Source organism: Sporobacter termitidis DSM 10068 (assembly GCF_900130065.1).
GTDB lineage: Bacteria > Bacillota > Clostridia > Oscillospirales > Oscillospiraceae > Sporobacter > Sporobacter termitidis.
The window spans coordinates 1-15503 of record NZ_FQXV01000016.1 but is presented as its reverse complement, the minus strand read 5'-3'; the positions used below and the strand labels follow the sequence as shown (position 1 = coordinate 15503).

15 protein-coding genes are annotated in these 15503 nt (G+C 60.6%); 11 read left to right on the top strand and 4 right to left on the bottom strand.

Annotation, left to right across the window (positions count from 1 at the left end):
• Positions 1-75 precede the first annotated feature (75 nt).
• From BUB60_RS17225 to BUB60_RS17175, 11 genes are all read left to right on the top strand, one after another.
• Entirely contained in the window at positions 76-1317 is a 1242-nt protein-coding gene (locus tag BUB60_RS17225; protein ID WP_073081977.1) for an NAD(P)-binding protein, read from the top strand.
• Positions 1314-2336 (top strand): heterodisulfide reductase-related iron-sulfur binding cluster, encoded by a 1023-nt coding sequence (locus BUB60_RS17220; protein WP_073081972.1) that lies wholly within the window; start codon positions 1314-1316, stop codon positions 2334-2336. Before BUB60_RS17225 ends, BUB60_RS17220 begins: the two co-directional genes overlap by 4 nt.
• A 3-nt stretch (positions 2337-2339) precedes the next feature.
• Positions 2340-2537, top strand: coding sequence for a DVU_1557 family redox protein (locus tag BUB60_RS17215; RefSeq protein WP_073081969.1), 198 nt, complete (start codon positions 2340-2342; stop codon positions 2535-2537).
• A gap of 46 nt (positions 2538-2583) precedes the next feature.
• A complete protein-coding gene (gene trsS, locus BUB60_RS17210) occupies positions 2584-3885 on the top strand; it encodes a radical SAM (seleno)protein TrsS (RefSeq protein ID WP_073081966.1) in 1302 nt (433 codons plus the stop codon).
• Positions 3882-4547, top strand: a complete 666-nt coding sequence (gene trsM / locus BUB60_RS17205; protein WP_073081961.1) for a DVU_1556 family methyltransferase — start codon at positions 3882-3884, stop codon at positions 4545-4547. The genes trsS and trsM overlap by 4 nt, the downstream gene beginning before the upstream one ends.
• A gap of 18 nt (positions 4548-4565) precedes the next feature.
• The gene (locus tag BUB60_RS17200; RefSeq protein ID WP_073081958.1) at positions 4566-4970 is read left to right on the top strand and encodes a DVU_1555 family C-GCAxxG-C-C protein; all 405 of its coding nucleotides are present in this window, start codon (positions 4566-4568) and stop codon (positions 4968-4970) included.
• A gap of 2 nt (positions 4971-4972) precedes the next feature.
• Positions 4973-6304: a DVU_1553 family AMP-dependent CoA ligase gene (locus tag BUB60_RS17195; RefSeq protein WP_143162398.1), complete on the top strand. Its 1332-nt coding sequence runs from the start codon at positions 4973-4975 to the stop codon at positions 6302-6304.
• Positions 6301-7350 (top strand): XdhC family aldehyde oxidoreductase maturation factor, encoded by a 1050-nt coding sequence (locus tag BUB60_RS17190; RefSeq protein ID WP_073081955.1) that lies wholly within the window; start codon positions 6301-6303, stop codon positions 7348-7350. The genes BUB60_RS17195 and BUB60_RS17190 overlap by 4 nt, the downstream gene beginning before the upstream one ends.
• A 222-nt stretch (positions 7351-7572) precedes the next feature.
• Entirely contained in the window at positions 7573-8973 is a 1401-nt protein-coding gene (locus tag BUB60_RS17185) for an NAD(P)/FAD-dependent oxidoreductase (protein WP_073081952.1), read from the top strand.
• Positions 8974-9169: 196 nt separating this feature from the next.
• Positions 9170-10003, top strand: a complete 834-nt coding sequence (locus tag BUB60_RS17180) for an alkaline phosphatase family protein (RefSeq protein ID WP_073081948.1) — start codon at positions 9170-9172, stop codon at positions 10001-10003.
• Positions 10004-10005: 2 nt separating this feature from the next.
• Complete coding sequence (locus BUB60_RS17175; RefSeq protein ID WP_084726583.1) at positions 10006-11289, top strand: MFS transporter; 1284 nt, start codon at positions 10006-10008, stop codon at positions 11287-11289.
• A 299-nt stretch (positions 11290-11588) separates the two neighbouring features.
• Here the strand turns inward: BUB60_RS17175 and ald are convergent, their stop codons facing one another.
• The 4 genes from ald to BUB60_RS17155 all read right to left on the bottom strand — a co-directional run.
• Positions 11589-12725, bottom strand: a complete 1137-nt coding sequence (gene ald / locus BUB60_RS17170; protein WP_073081945.1) for an alanine dehydrogenase — start codon at positions 12723-12725, stop codon at positions 11589-11591.
• An 18-nt stretch (positions 12726-12743) separates the two neighbouring features.
• The gene (locus BUB60_RS17165) at positions 12744-13205 is read right to left on the bottom strand and encodes an Lrp/AsnC family transcriptional regulator (protein WP_073081940.1); all 462 of its coding nucleotides are present in this window, start codon (positions 13203-13205) and stop codon (positions 12744-12746) included.
• A gap of 240 nt (positions 13206-13445) precedes the next feature.
• Positions 13446-14438, bottom strand: coding sequence for an ABC transporter permease (locus BUB60_RS17160; RefSeq protein WP_073081937.1), 993 nt, complete (start codon positions 14436-14438; stop codon positions 13446-13448).
• 12 nt (positions 14439-14450) lie between these two features.
• A partial coding sequence (locus BUB60_RS17155) for a sugar ABC transporter ATP-binding protein (protein ID WP_073081934.1) occupies positions 14451-15503 on the bottom strand: 1053 nt, incomplete at its 5' end.

The window sequence follows — 15503 nt, the reverse complement described above, 5'->3', positions numbered from 1 at the left end:
ATAAGCTATAAACAAATCTGCAGGGCGCGTCAGCAAGGCGCGCCCTGCGCCGGGTTAACGGAAGGACTGACGCATATGAAACTGGAAGAATCGAACGCCTATGTGGCGCGCTGCTTTAACGGGGAACCGGCTTCCTGCTCGTTTGCCTGCCCTTTCAGCCTCGATATCCGCTCCTATCTGGAAAAGGTCTCAAAAGGCCGCTGGGCGCCGGCATACAAGCTCCTCAGAAACGCCGTCGTTTTCCCGGCGGTGGTTGCGGCCTTGTGCCCGCAGCCCTGCCGCGGCCACTGCCAGCGGACCCAGCTCGGGGACGAGGCGCTGGCCATGAGCGACCTGGAAACGGCCTGCGTCAGATACGCCAAAAACCGCAAGGCGGAGCTTTACGTCATCCCGCCGAAAACCCAGCGCATCGCCGTCGTCGGGGCGGGTCCGGCGGGCCTGGCCTGCGCGCTCAGCCTCGCGCAGAAGCGCTATATCGTCACGGTGTTCGACAAGGCGCCCGGCTGGGGCGGCAGCCTGCGGCGGCACCCCAGGTTTTCCGAGTTTGAAGAGGACTTCATGCTGCAGTTCTCCGGCGTGGAGGCCGAGTTCCGGTATGACACGGAAATCACCGGCCTCGGCGCGCTGGACGATTATGACGCCGTCTACGTGGCCACGGGCAGGAGCGGCGCCGACTTCGGGCTCCTGGACAGCTGGGACAGGGCGCTGCTCACCACGTCAAACCCAAAGGTGTTTCTCGGCGGCGAGCTCACCGGCGAGGACCTGATGGAAGCCATCGCGCTGGGGAACGAGGCCTCAAAAATCATCGAGAGCTACCTTTTGGCCGGTAAGGCCAGCAGAGCGCCCGGCCCCGACCGGACAAACTGCGAGCGGTACCTGCGCCACGACGGTGAGGCGAAAAAGCCTCTCGTTCAGAAATCCGAGGGAGAGGTATATACCGAGGAGGAGGCCAAGGCCGAGGCCGCCCGGTGCTTCCAGTGCGACTGCGACTACTGCGAGGCCTCCTGCGAGATGCTCAAAAGCTTTCGCAAAAAGCCGAAAAAGCTTGGCCTGGAGGTCTTTACCGATTCCAGCGCCAATTCCCTCGTCTCCACCCACACGCTCACCAGGGAAACATATTCCTGCAATATCTGCGGCCACTGCAAGGCCGTCTGCCCGGTGAACGTGGATATGGGCGACCTGCTGCAGTTTTCCAGGACGGACCGGGTGGCGCAGGGGCTCCAGGTCCCCGCCTTCCACGATTACTGGCTGAGAGAAATGGATTTCAATTCCACGGAGGGCGCCTACGCGTCCGCCCCAAAGGGTAAAAAAGCATGAACGAAAAACAAACGTGCAATTACGCCTTCTTCCCCGGCTGCAAGCTGGGGGCGGCCAATCCCCAGCACGTGCTGAAATCGTACGACTACCTGCTTGGCAAATACAACGCGGGCATCATCTTAAACTGCTGCGGCGCCCCGGCCTACTGGGCGGGCGAAAAAAAGCGGCTGGACGCGCACCTGGACGATATCAAAAAAAGCTGGAACGCGCTGGGCCGGCCGAAGCTCATTTTCGCCTGCGCCTACTGCGAGAAAATGTTCCGGGAGTTTCTCCCGGAAATCGAGCAGGTGTCGCTGTACGCGCTCTTGGCCGAGGACGATAACCTCACGCCGTCCCGCCCCTTTAACGAGGCCACCGTGTTCGACCCCTGCGCGGCCAGGGACGACAAGGAAATGGAAGAGGGCGTGCGAAAGCTGGCCGAAAAATCGGGCGCCGGGCTGACGGAGCTCAAAGAGCCGAACCGCTGCTGCGGCTTTGGCGGCCATATGCGCCTTGCAAATCCCGAGCTCTATGAGGAGATCACAGCAAACCGCGCCGGGGCCGGAGACCTGCCCTACATCGTCTACTGCGCCAACTGCCGGGAAATCTTCAAGCTGAAAGGCAAAAAGTGCGCGCACATTCTGGATATGGTCTTTTCGCTGGACCCGGACACGCCGGTGCCCAGCCTGCACGAGAAGAAGGAGAACACCTTGGAGGTCAAGAAGGACATCATGAAAAAGCTCTCCGGCGAAGACTTCGCGCCCCGGTCCCAGGCGTGGGACAGCCTCGAGCTGGTCATTCCGGGCAAGCTCCTGGAGGAAATGGACCGCAGGCTCATTGTTTCCGACGATCTCAAGGAGGCGATCTGGCAGGCGGAGAAGACGGGGGATAAGTTCGTCGACGAGGCCGACGGCATCAGCCAGTGCAGCATGGTCAAGTCGGCGCTCACCTACTGGGTGCAGTACCGGGAGCTTTCTCCGGGCAAATACGAGGTCCTGGACGCTTACAGCCACCGGATGCGCTTTTCGAGGGAGGACTGAGCCGTGGATTCAAACGAAAAAACGTGGAAATGCGGCAAATGCGGCGTCCCGCTCGTCGTTAAGAAGACGGTATTCAGCTATCTCGGGCGCACCTTTACCCACGAGGTCCAGCGCTGCCCCAAGTGCGGCAACGTCTTTATCCCGAGGGACCTGGCCGAGGGCCGGATGGCCGAGGTGGAGCAGCAGATGGAGGATAAATAATCCGTCCATAGGCCTGTCGCGTTGAAAAACGCTTGAGGACAATATTATGAGCCAAATAATCCGACACACGCAGAGCGTCTGTCCCGTCTGCCTGAAGCGGCTGCCCGCCGACATCGTCAGGGACGGACAGGAGTATTTTCTTGAAAAGACCTGCCCGGAGCACGGGCGCTTTTCCGCCGTCGTCTGGCGCGGAGACGCGCCGTCTTTTGAAGCCTGGGGCGATTACGTCCCGCCGGAGGACGACGGCGCGCCGGACTGCCCCGCGTCCTGCGGCCTGTGCCCCGCGCACCTGCGCAAAACCTGCTGCGCCCTGGTGGAGGTCACCGCCCGGTGCAACCTCAAATGCCCCGTCTGCTTTGCCGACGCGGGCGGCGGGAGCGGCGAGCCCACCGTCGGCGCGCTGTACGATATCTTCCGGCAGCTGGTACGGCAGGGCAACACCTTTGTGCAGCTCTCCGGCGGCGAGCCCACCGTCCGCCATGATCTCCCGGAGATCGTGGCGGCGGCGAAAAAAGCCGGCTGCGAAAACATCCAGCTCAACTCCAACGGCCTCCGCCTGGGGGCCGACCCGGCCTTTGCAAAGGCGCTGAAGGACGCCGGGCTGTCCTTTGTCTTCATGCAGTTTGACGGCACGGAGGACGGCATTTACGAAAAGCTCCGCGGCAGGCCGCTCCTGGCCGAGAAAAAAGCGGCGATCAGGGTCTGCGGCGAGTTAAGGCTCGGCGTCACCCTCGTGCCGACGGTGGTGCCGGGCGTCAACGACCACAACATCGGCGATATCGTGAATTTTGCCCTGAGGGGCTCCCCCGCCGTCCGCGGCGTCCACTTTCAGCCGGTGAGCTATTTCGGGCGGTATCCGAAGGCGCCGGAAAACAAGGACAGGATCACGCTGCCCGAGGTACTGTGCGCCGTCGAGCGGCAGACCGGCGGGACGATCAAGGTTTCCGATTTTGCCCCCTCCTGCTGCGACCATCCGCGGTGCGGCTTTCATGGGGACTTTGTGGTCCTGCCCAAGGGCATGCTGCTGCGGCTGACCAACAACAAAAAATCCTCCTGCTGCGGCGATGACGCCCACCTCAAAAACAGGAGCTTCGTCTCCCGCCGGTGGACGCGGACCGACGACGGCGCGCCGGACCCCGAGGGCGCCGACTACCGCGATATGGACACGTTTTTGAAGCGCGTCCGCTCCCATGGCTTTACCATTTCGGCAATGGCCTTTCAGGACGCCTACACGCTTGATCTCGAGCGGCTCAGGACGTGCAGCCTGCACGTTTTCCGCGACGGGCGCGTGATTCCCTTCTGCCGGAGTTATCTGACGTCTATGGACGGGAATAGGGCCGGTACATGAGCAATATCTACGAAACACCGTTTTTAAACGCCCTGCAGGACGCCTCGATGCATCCGGGCGGCCTGCGCCTGACCGACCGGGCGGCGCGGCTGGCCGAGCTCACCCCGGGGATGCTGGTGGCCGACATCGGCTGCGGGGCCGGCGTCACGGCGGCCTTCCTCTCGTCGAAGCACCGGCTCAGCATGATAGGGCTGGAGATATCCTCCGCGCTGGTCGACGCCGGGCTCAAAAGATACCCGGGGCTGCGGCTCATCCGCTGGGACTGCGGGACGCTCCCCTTTGAGGACGGCTGCCTGGACGGCGTCGTCATCGAGTGCGCCCTCTCCGTCATCGGCCGGACGGAGGCCATCCTTTCGGAATGCGCGCGGGCCCTGAAGACAACGGGCACGCTGATCATCTCCGACGTTTTTCTGCGCGCCGAGGCGCCGGCCGCCGCCCCGCTGACGACGGCGGAGGGCCTGACACGGCTGCTCAAGAAGACCGGCTTTGACGTTGCCGTCAGCGAGGACCACACGCCTGCGCTGAAAACGTATCTGGCGGAGCTGCGGGAGCAGAGCCATGCCGATTTTGACACCGGGTCGCTCTTATGCGCGCCCCGGGCGGGGGCGCGCCCAAAACTGTCGGAGCTCAGCTATACGCTGATCATCGCACGAAAAAATTAAAAGACGGGTGAATGCGTTTTGACCAATACTTCAAAAGAAATAGCAAGGCTCAACGCGCAGGGCTACTGCTGCAGCCAGATCATGGTGGCGCTCGCCCTGGACGCGCTGGAGGACGAAAATCCGGAGCTCATCGACGCCATGCGCGGGCTCTGCAAGGGCCTTTATTCCGGCCTCGTCTGCGGGACGCTGGCCGGCGGCGCCTGCCTCTTGTCCATGGTGGACCCGAGAGCGGCGGAGGAGCACATGATCGCGCGGCTGGTGGAGTGGTTTGAAATGACCTTTGGGTCCGCTTACGGCGGGGTCACCTGCGCCAAGATACTGGACGACAACCCGATGAACAGATACGAACGCTGCCCCGGAATTCTGGAGCAGACCTACGAAAAATGCCGGGAGCTTCTGGCCGAAGCCGGCCACGCCATATAACGGTGAAGCTGACGCCGCTGGAGCCCTGGATCTCCGAAAGGGCCGGTATCCCAAATCCTCCCGACCCGGCGCGGCTCCGGCAATATCAGCTGGACGCCCTGCGGGAAACGCTCCGCCTCATGAAAGAAAAGAGCCGGTTCTACCGCCAGCGCCTGCACGATGTTTCCCCGGAGTCCGTGGTAACGATGGAGGACCTGCCGCGCCTGCCCTTCACGTCCGCCGGAGATATTGGGCTGCGCCCCGAGGATTTTCTCTGCGTGCCGCCCCGGGACATCGGCCGGATCGTCACGCTGTCCACCTCCGGGACAACAGGCAGGCCGAAACGGATTTTCTTTACAGGGGCCGACCAGGAGCTCACCGTGGATTTTTTCCACCACGGCATGACGACGATGGCGGACAGCGGCGACAGGGTGATGATCTTCATGCCCGGGAGCACCGAGGGCAGCATCGGCGACCTTTTGCAAAGGGGCCTGGCGCGTTTTGACTGCGCATCCGTCATCTACGGCCCTGTTCGGGACAGCAGCGACGCTCTGAAGGCGCTGATCGAGGAAAATATCACCTGCGTCGTCGCCATCCCGTCGCAGATGCTGGCGCTGGCGAAATACGACGCGGAGGGCCCGAAGGCGTTAAAGGGCCGGCTCAGGAGCGTCCTTTTGAGCGCGGACTATGTGCCCAGGGCCGTATCCGCCCGGCTGGAGGAAATCTGGGGGGCTCCGGTCTACGGCCATTACGGCATGACGGAGACGGGGCTCGGCGGCGGCGTGGAGTGCGCGGCACGGCATGGGTACCATCTGCGCGAGGCGGACCTGCTTTTTGAGATCGTCGACCCCGTTACCGGGCGGCCGGTGCCCGACGGGGAATATGGCGAGATCGTCTTTTCCACGCTGACGCGGCGGGGGATGCCGCTCCTCCGATACAGGACGGGCGACCGGTCCCGTTTTTTGACGGAGCCCTGCCCCTGCGGCTCGGTGCTCCGGCGGCTGGACCATGTCTCCGGGCGGATCAGCGAGGCCGTTTCGCTCCCCGGGGGCCGGACGCTTTCGATCACACAGCTGGACGAGATTCTCCTGGCCGAGCCGTCCGTCACCGCGTTTTCGGCGGAAATGACGGCACGGGACGGCCGCGACTGCCTGAACATCACCGTTGAAAGCGCCGGGCATTTTGACGCGGACATGCTCGCCCAAAAGCTGGAGCCGCTGCTGGGCGGCCTCCTCAGCGAGGGCCGGCTGACGCTTTCCATCGGCGCCGGCGCCGTTGACTTTTTCACCACGGGAACCTTGAAACGGCGCATCGCCGATCAAAGAAATCATGAAAAAAGGTCAGGTTCGCTATGAAAAAAATTGCTGAAGCAGCGATGGAAATGCTCGCCTCCGGCGTCAGCTTCGCGCAGGCGCTCGTCCTGGAAAGCAGCGGCTCCACGCCCCGCGAAGCCGGCTCGGCCATGCTCGTGAGGCCCGACAAAACAATCTCCGGCACCATCGGCGGGGGCGTTCTGGAGGCGAACACCGTCAACGCGGCGATAAAGGCCCTGGCCGACAAGCGGGCGGCCGTGGCCGAATTTGTCCTGGAGGAAAAGGGCGCGGCAGCCATCGGCGCGGTCTGCGGTGGCCGGGCGAAGGTGCTGATCGACTACATCAGCGCCGACGAGCCCGCCGATATGGCTTTTTTTGAACAGCTGCGCAGGGCTTCAAGCTCCAATCAGCTCTCGCACTTGGCGGCGCTGATCCCCGCTTCGGAAAGCCTGGCGCGGCGCAACATCTGCCTTGTCCTGCCCGACGGGACGCTGGCGGGCGCGGAGGTTTTCGGCCCCGATATCCTGGCGCAGCTGCGGTCGGGAAACAGCGGGTACGACGTTTTTACGAATCTGGAGCAGCACGCGGCGTATCTTTTCCCCGTGGGGTCGGACGGCACTGTTTATATCTTCGGCGCCGGGCACTGCGGCGAGAAGCTGGCGCACGTCGTCCACACGGTGGGCTTTGAAACGGTCGTCATCGACGACAGGCGCGAGTTTGCAAACGCCGCGCGCCTCCCGGAGGCCGACGACATCATCGTCCCAAAAAAGCTGGACGCGCCGTTTGACACCCTTGCGTTCGGGCCGGACAGCTACATCGTCATCGTCACGCGCGGCCACATATACGACGAGCTCGTCCTGCGGCGGGCCCTCAGGACAAGCGCCGGATATATCGGCATGATCGCCAGCCGGAAAAAGCGCGACACCATCTACCGGCACCTTTTGGACGACGGGTATACACCCGATGATATCGCCAGGGTGTACTCGCCCATCGGCATCGACATCAGCGCCGACACGCCGGAGGAGATCGCCGTTTCCATCACGGCGGAGCTTATCAAGGTGCGGGCGGCCAGAAAACGCGGCGGCTGAGCGGCCTTTCAACATTGCGCCCCGCCCCGGGAAGCACTGAGGGGCGGGGCGCCGATTTGCGTATTTATTCCCGGCGCGACGCATGATATAATAAATTCTTGGAATCCATTATATCGCGCATGTGAGCGCTGTGCGCCAACATGGGCAGAATTAAAGGCCTCGCGCTCTTCGGGCGCGAATGGCCCCGGTAAACATATTGCTTAAGATACAAGAGGTACTGTTATGAGCACGGAAACGATTTGGGACGTCGGCATCATCGGCTGCGGCATCGCGGGCATCTACGCCGGATATGAGCTTTCAAAGCTGAATCCCGGACTGAAGGTGATTTTGCTGGAGGAGGGCGAGGATATCGACCGGCGCAGCTGTCCGATCGTGGCGCACAAGACAAAGGACTGCGTGTCCTGCGCCACCTGCGCGATCATGCGCGGCTTCGGCGGGGCGGGAGCATACTCCGACGGCAAATACAACTTTACAACGGAGTTCGGCGGCTGGCTCCGGGATTACCTGCCGGAAGAGGAGATCATGGACCTCATCCGGTACGTGGACGACGTCAACGTCTCCTTCGGCGCCACGGAGGTCGTCTACTCCACGGAGAGCGAGGCGGCGCGGAAGCTGGAGAAAAAGGCGCTGGAGAACGACCTGCATCTCCTGCAGGCCAGGGTAAAGCATCTGGGGACGGAGAACAACCTCCGCATCCTGAAAAATATCTACGACCACATGAAAACGCGGGTGACCTTCCGGTTCGGCACCTCGATCAGCGGCATCAAGGTCCTGCCCGACGGCTACCTGCTGGAAACCAAGGCCGAGGATATCCAATGCCGCTACCTGATCGCCGCGCCGGGGCGGTCCGGCGCGGAATGGTTTGCCGAGCAGTGCAATCAGCTGGGGCTGGACCTTTTGAACAACCAGGTGGACATCGGCGTACGCGTGGAGCTGCCGGCCAAGGTCTTCGAGCACATCACGGACGTGGTGTATGAATCCAAGCTCGTCTACAGGACGAAGCAGTACGGCGACTCGGTGCGGACGTTCTGCATGAATCCCTATGGCCACGTGGTCACCGAAAACGTGGATGGGCTGATGACCGTCAACGGCCACAGCTACTCCGACCCCAAGCTGCAGAGCGAGAACACGAACTTTGCGCTCCTGGTATCCAACCGTTTTACCCAGCCGTTCAAGGAGCCGTATAAATACGGCAAGCACATCGCCTCGCTGAGCAACATGCTGGGCGGCGGCGTGCTGATCCAGCGCTTCGGCGACCTTCTGCGCGGCACGCGCACCAACGAGCACCGGCTCTCCAAGAGCTTCGTGAAGCCGACGCTGCAGGCCACGCCGGGCGACCTGAGCCTCGTTTTGCCTAAGCGCCACATGGACAACATCATCGAAATGATCTACGCGCTGGACAAGATCGCGCCGGGCACAGCCAATTATGACACGCTCCTTTACGGCGTGGAGGTCAAGTTCTACTCCTCCCGCCCCCAGCTCACCGCCGAGCTGGAGACAAAGCTCCGGAACTTTTACGCCATCGGTGACGGCGCCGGCATCACCCGGGGCTTGGCGCAGGCCGCGGCCAGCGGCGTCATCGCCGCCCGCTCCGTGGCGGGAAAGCTCAAAGCAGGCGAATAGCGCGCCGGCGCATAACTATAGGCGGACGGTCAATGGCCGTCCGCCTTTTATCGGCGCGGCGCGAAGCGGGGCGGATACGGAATCCGCCTTGCGGCAACTCCCCTAAATCTTACATACAATTAACATGCCGCTGCTTGTTTCATGGCAGCGGTATTTTATTATGGTATGGGAGCCTTGCTCCGAAAGGGAGGTTTATATGAAAAAGCTGATTTTTGTACTGGTGGACGGGCTGCGGTGCGACACCGCGTTCCGCCATATGGGGTTTATGGAGCATCTTCTGGAAATGGGGGCCGCCTCGCGGTACCGCGTCCGGTCGGAGCTGCCGTCCATGTCGCGGCCGATTTACGAGACGCTGATGACGGGCATGCCCGTCCTGGAGCACGGCATTTTCTCCAACGAGGTATCGCGGCTGTCCAAAGAGGAAAACCTCTTCGGCCTGGCCAGGGAAAACGGCCTGACCACGGCGGCGGCCGCCTACTGCTGGTTTTCGGAGCTTTATAACAGGGCGCCGTTCAATCCTGTCACGGACCGGCTGCAGCTGGACGCGGACCTGCCGATCCAGAACGGCCTGTTTTACTTCAAGGACGTGACGGGCGCTTATCCGGACTCCCATCTCATCGCCGACGCCGAGGCGCTCCGCCAGCGCTTTAACCCTGACTTCCTGCTGGTGCATCCCATGAATACGGACGATGCCGGGCATAAGTCCGGCAGCGACAGCAGCGACTATGTCAAATCGGTCATCATGATCGACTATATCCTTTCCAACACCATCCCGATCTGGCTGGGCAGCGGCTACACCGTCCTGGTGACGGGCGACCACGGTATCAACCCCTGGGGCTGGCACGGCGGCAACGGGGATGACGAGCGCCTGGTGCCGCTGTACATCATGGGTCCCGCCGCCGCGGGCGGCGACTTTTCCGAGACGGAGATTCCGCAGCGGATGCTGGCGCCCCTCTGCTGCGACCTGCTGGGCATCCCCCGCGGGAAAAAGATGCTGCAGCCGGCGCTGCCGGGCTTAAAGGAAAGCTGACCATGAAACTGAAAAAGCTCACCAGGGAAGAGTTCAGCTGGTCGCTTTACGACTGGTCCTCCTCGGCCGTCACGCTTCTTTTGACGGCGATCATCCCCATTTATCTCAAATCCATCGGCCACAACTATAACGTGGCGGACAGCATGTCCACCGCCCACTGGGGCATCGTCAACTCCGTCTCCACGCTGGTGCTGGCGCTCTGCGCGCCGGTCATCGGCGCCGTGGCCGATTTCAAGGGCAACAAGAACCGCTTTTTCAACGTCTTTTTCACCGTTGGCATCCTGTCGCTGTTCGCCTCCGTCTTCCTTGACAATTATTACGCGCTGCTGATTGCGAACTTCGTCATGCTGATCGGCTATACCGGCACCTATATCATCTACGACGCGTTTCTGGTGGACGTCTCTCCGGACGAGCGGATGGATTACGTGTCCTCCTTCGGCTTCGGCATGGGCTATATCGGCGGCAGCATCCCGTTTGTTTTGAGCCTTCTGCTGATCATGCTCGAGCCCTTCGGGCTCGACGGCGTCACGGCTGTCAAGCTGTCACTGGCGCTCAACGGGGTGTGGTGGCTTTTGTTTACGCTGCCGTTTCTTAAAAACGTCAGGCAGGTCTACTCAATCGAAAAGACAAAGCACGTGGTTTCCGGCACACTCAAAAATGTCGCGGCCACGTTTAAAAAAATCGCGCATCACAAGGTGATGGGCCTGTTTCTGCTCTCATACTTTTTCTACATCGACGGCGTGAACACCGTGATCACCATGAGTACGGAGATCGGCGCCGACAAGGGCATCGACGCCAATCAGATGGTGCTGGCGCTTTTGGCCACACAGCTTGTGGCCGCCGTTTCCGTCATGCTCTGCGCGCGCTTGGTGAAAACGACACGGGCAAAGCCGATCATCCTTGTGTCCATCGCCGTCTTTGCCGGCGTGTGCGTGTTCGGCTATTTCATGACGACGGCGCTGCACTTCTGGATCATGGCGCTGGTGGTGGCTCTCGTGCTGGGGACGATCCAGGCGCTGTCCCGCTCGTTTTTCGCAAAGCTTATCCCGGAAAAGGACAGGAACAACGAATACTTCGGTTTTTACAGCATCATGACCCGGTATGCCTCGATCCTGGGGCCGCTGATCCTGGCCGGCCTCACCCTCTGGACCGGCAGCTCCCGCTACGGCATCCTCGGCATCCTGGTCCTCTTTGTCGCCGGCTTTATCATCTTCGCACGGGTCAAGGAACCCGACGAGGAGAAGGAAGCCGCCAGTTGCGCAAACAGCGCCGATGTGCTCGGCTGATATTGCCGTATATGCGTAGTGGCCGCCGAGGACGGCGGCCACTACGCCACGCATACCGGGGAATACCTTGCCGTATCGGGCGTGGCCTCTGTCCGGAAGAGGACGCTGTGCTGCGCCGGCAAGGCCCTCATCAGTCGGCTGCGCCGACAGCTTCCCCCAGGGGAAGCCTTTGCATGTATCAGATGCAGCGGTACATGGCGCGTGGCGCGGCTTTCCAGACGCGCCTTTTCTGTGGCGGGGAACAGGACGAACGCAAGCCGCCGGTTCGATAAAACCGGCGGCTTGCGTTTATTTTGTATTCAGGCTGTCCGCTGCATGCCGGCAAGGCTTTTCTCCGCCGGGACGCAGTCCTGGTTGAAGCACTCGGCGATGGGGGCGCAGGTGATGCAGCCGTTGTGGGTATTGAGGCCCGACAGGAAGGACTTATCCTCCAGCAGCGCCTTTGCGACGCCCTTCTCGGCAAGGCGGGTCAGATACGGCAGCGTGGCGCCGGTCAGGGCCCAGGTGGAGGTCTTCGGCACGGCGCCGGGCATGTTGGCCACGGAATAATGGACCACGCCGTATTTTTCATAACAGGGGTTGTCGTGGGTGGTGACCCTGTCGATGGTGGCGATGGAGCCGCCCTGGTCGATGGCCACGTCCACGATCACCGCGCCCTTTTTCATGCTCTTCACCATGTCCTCCGATACGGTTTTGGGCGCTTTCGCGCCGGTAACGAGCACGGCGCCGACGAGGAGGTCCGCCGTTTCTACCATTTCGGCGGCGTTGTATTCGTCGTACAGCATCGTCGCTACCCGGCCGGCGAAAATATCGTCCAGATAATTGAGCCGGTCCTTGCTGAGGTCCATGACTGTGACATGGGCGCCGAGTCCGGATGCCATTTTCGCGGCGTTGGCGCCCACGACGCCGCCGCCGATGATGAGCACCTCCGCGCATCGCACGCCGGGGACGCCGCCCAGTAAAATCCCCTCGCCACCCTTGTATTTCTGCAGCAGGTCGGCTCCAACCTGGACCGACATCCGGCCGGCCACCTCGCTCATCGGCGAGAGCAGCGGGTGCGCGCCGCCGGGCAGCTGCACCGTCTCGTAGGCGATGGCGGTGATCTTCTTTTTCTGGAGCAGCGCCGTCAAGCCGGGATTCGGGGCCAGATGGAGATACGCGAAAAGGGACTGGCCCTCTTTGAAATACTGATATTCGGGCTCAATGGGCTCCTTGACCTTGACGATCAGGTCAGCGGCGTCATACACCGCCGCCGCCTCCGGCAGCGTCGCCGCGCCCGCGGCCTCATACGCGCCGTCCGTGATGCCGCTGCCCTCTCCGGCCGACTGTTCGATCAGGACGTCATGGCCGAGCTTATGGAGCGCGTACACACCGGCCGGCGTGATGGCGACCCGGTTTTCATTGTTTTTGATTTCTTTCGGGATACCTATTTTCATATCTCATAATCCTCTCGATCACGCATCCGTTCCATCCCCGAGGGAAACGGAGTAATTGTTTTTCACTGTTGACAGAACCACGATCGTCCTGGTCTTCTGGACGCCCTGGACGCTTTTGATCCTGTTCAGAAGCCGCTCCAGGGTGTCGGTATTTTCGGTGACGATTTTCAGCAGGTAATCGAAATCTCCGGCCAGATAGTGACACTCCAGCACGTCGCCCTCCGCGTTCACGGCCTCGACAAATTTGTCGGTGAACCTGGGCCGCTCCAGGCTGACGAACATCATGGCCGTCATCGTCTTTTTGAGATATCTGTTATCGATGATCGTGGTGTACTGCTTGATGACGCCGGAGGACTCCAGCTTTTTCAGCCGCTCGCTGCACGCCGGCACCGACAGGCGCACGATACCGCTGATCTCCGACGCCGTCATCCGCGCGTTGCTCTCCAAAAGCTTTAAAATCCTGATGTCGATGCTGTCCATACGTCTAACCTCTTCCGGAAGGTTTTTCAAATCCACAATAACACAGCCCATAATTATTTTAAATATATTTCAACGAAATCTGTATTTCTTTAGTCTATATCACACTTTTAATTTAATTATTTCCGTCATTAGCCGCCTCGATTAATTCTCTCTTAAAAGATTAAATAGACGGGACCGGGGGCTTTACGGGCATAAAAAAACCTGCGCGGTTACCCGCGCAGGTTTAAGTGATAGAAGGTATTACGCAGCGATCGCTTTCTTGCTTTCCTTCAGCGCCTTGAGTCTGGATTTCTCACGGTAGAAGTCGAGAGTCAGAGCCGCAATCAGGAGGACGCCCTTGGCGATGATCTGATAGTAGGAGTCGAGCCCGACGACGACGAGACCGTTGTTGAAGCTGTTGAGCAGCATAAGGCCGATGAAAACGCCGAGCATGCCGCCGCCGCCGCCCATGAACGCGACGCCGCCGAGGACGGCCGCCGTGATGGCGTCAAGGTCGGAGCCGGTGATGGCTGTCGGAGAACCCATATGCATGCGGGCCGCCATCAGCGCGCCGGCAAGGCAGGAGATCATGCTGTTGTTGACAAAAAGGATCGTGGTAATTTTCTTCGGATTGATACCGGCCAGACGGGCGGCGTTTCTGTTGCCGCCGGCCATGTATATCCTTCGCCCGAACCTGGTGCTGGAGAGAATAAAGCCGTAAATAAGCAGAAGGATGATCGTGATGAAGAACGGCAGCGGGAAGATCGAAAGCACGTTCGTGGAGCCCAGCTCCCAGAACGATCTATTGCTGATGGCGATATTCTGCGCGTTCGTGAGAACAAGGGAGAGACCCGCAAAAGCCGTGCTTATGGCCAGCGTCGAGATGAACGACATAAAGTTCAGGACGTTTGCGAAGAACGCGTTGAGAAGGCCGACCGCCGCGCCGAAGCAGAGCGTGATAAGCAGGGCCGGGACCCAAGGCATCTTTGTCTGCAGCAGGAACGCAATGATAACGCCCGCCATCATGCCCGTGTTACCGGCGGACAGGTCGATCTGCCCGCTGATCAGGAGGCAGGACATACCGACCGCGATCGTACCTGAAACAAAGGCCGAGTTGAAGATGTTTCTGATATTGTCTGTCGAAAGGTAGTTCTTATTGATGATCTGGAACAGGATCACAATAAGGGCCCATACCACGACCAGCGTAAAGTTTTTACTGCCGACAATCCTTCTGATTCCATTTCTGTTTTCCATGGCTTCCTCCTCCTAATCGTGCATAGCGAGTTCAAGAACGCGCTCTTCTGTTGCTTCTTGCCTGGTCACTTTGCCCGTGATGTGCCCGTTATGCATGACAATGATATTGTCGCTTACGTTCAATACTTCGGTCAGCTCGGACGATATAAAGATGACCCCGATACCCTGCTTGGCAAAGTCGCATACCATCTGGTAGACCTCCGCCTTCGTCCCGACGTCGATGCCCTTCGTCGGCTCGTCCAGGATCAGTATCCGCGTCACCATCTTTTCGGACGTCCAGCGGCCCAGAATGATCTTCTGCTGGTTCCCGCCCGAAAGCTCCATCACCAGCTTCTCGATCGTCGGCGTCTTGATCGAGTACTTCTTGACCGCCTCGAACGCCAGCTCGTTCTCCGTCTTTTCGTCCAGGAACATACCCTTCTTGACCTTTTCAAGCACCGGCATGCTCACGTTGTCCCGGATCGAGCGGCCCAACACCAGCCCCTGCTCCTTCCGGTCCTCGGGGCACAGCGCTATCCCGTGCTCGATCGCGTCTTTCGGCGACCTGAAGTTTACTGCCTCGCCGTCCATCCTGATCTCGCCCGACAGGATCGGGTCCGCCCCGAATATCGCCCGCATAACCTCCGTACGGCCGGCTCCCACAAGTCCCGCAAAGCCCAGTACCTCGCCCTTTCGAAGCTGGAAGCTTACGTCGTGCACGTCGTCCGTTACCAGATTATTTACTTCAAGCAGAACGTCGCCTATCTTGTCGTTCCGCTTCAGATTCGCATATGTATCGCCGATGTCGCGCCCGACCATCGCCTTCACGAGCTCTTTCTCGTTCGTCTCCGCCGTATTGAACGTCTTCACCAGCCGCCCGTCCTTCAATACAACGATCTCGTCCGACGTCTGGAAGATTTCCGCCATTCGGTGCGACACGTACAGGATGATCTTCCCCTGCTCCTTCAGCTGTCTGATCAGCCGGAACAAAATCGTCACCTCCGTGTCCGTCAGGCACGCCGTCGGCTCGTCAAACGCGATGATCTTTGAGTCACGCCGGTACGACTTCATGATCTCCACCATCTG

Coding starts and splice junctions, on each gene's coding strand:
- BUB60_RS17225 (WP_073081977.1), top strand. CDS start 76: ATGAAACTGGAAGAATCGAACGCCTATGTGGCGCGCTGCTTTAACGGG.
- BUB60_RS17220 (WP_073081972.1), top strand. CDS start 1,314: ATGAACGAAAAACAAACGTGCAATTACGCCTTCTTCCCCGGCTGCAAG.
- trsS (WP_073081966.1), top strand. CDS start 2,584: ATGAGCCAAATAATCCGACACACGCAGAGCGTCTGTCCCGTCTGCCTG.
- trsM (WP_073081961.1), top strand. CDS start 3,882: ATGAGCAATATCTACGAAACACCGTTTTTAAACGCCCTGCAGGACGCC.
- BUB60_RS17190 (WP_073081955.1), top strand. CDS start 6,301: ATGAAAAAAATTGCTGAAGCAGCGATGGAAATGCTCGCCTCCGGCGTC.
- BUB60_RS17185 (WP_073081952.1), top strand. CDS start 7,573: ATGAGCACGGAAACGATTTGGGACGTCGGCATCATCGGCTGCGGCATC.
- BUB60_RS17180 (WP_073081948.1), top strand. CDS start 9,170: ATGAAAAAGCTGATTTTTGTACTGGTGGACGGGCTGCGGTGCGACACC.
- BUB60_RS17175 (WP_084726583.1), top strand. CDS start 10,006: ATGAAACTGAAAAAGCTCACCAGGGAAGAGTTCAGCTGGTCGCTTTAC.
- ald (WP_073081945.1), bottom strand. CDS start 12,725: ATGAAAATAGGTATCCCGAAAGAAATCAAAAACAATGAAAACCGGGTC.
- BUB60_RS17165 (WP_073081940.1), bottom strand. CDS start 13,205: ATGGACAGCATCGACATCAGGATTTTAAAGCTTTTGGAGAGCAACGCG.
- BUB60_RS17160 (WP_073081937.1), bottom strand. CDS start 14,438: ATGGAAAACAGAAATGGAATCAGAAGGATTGTCGGCAGTAAAAACTTT.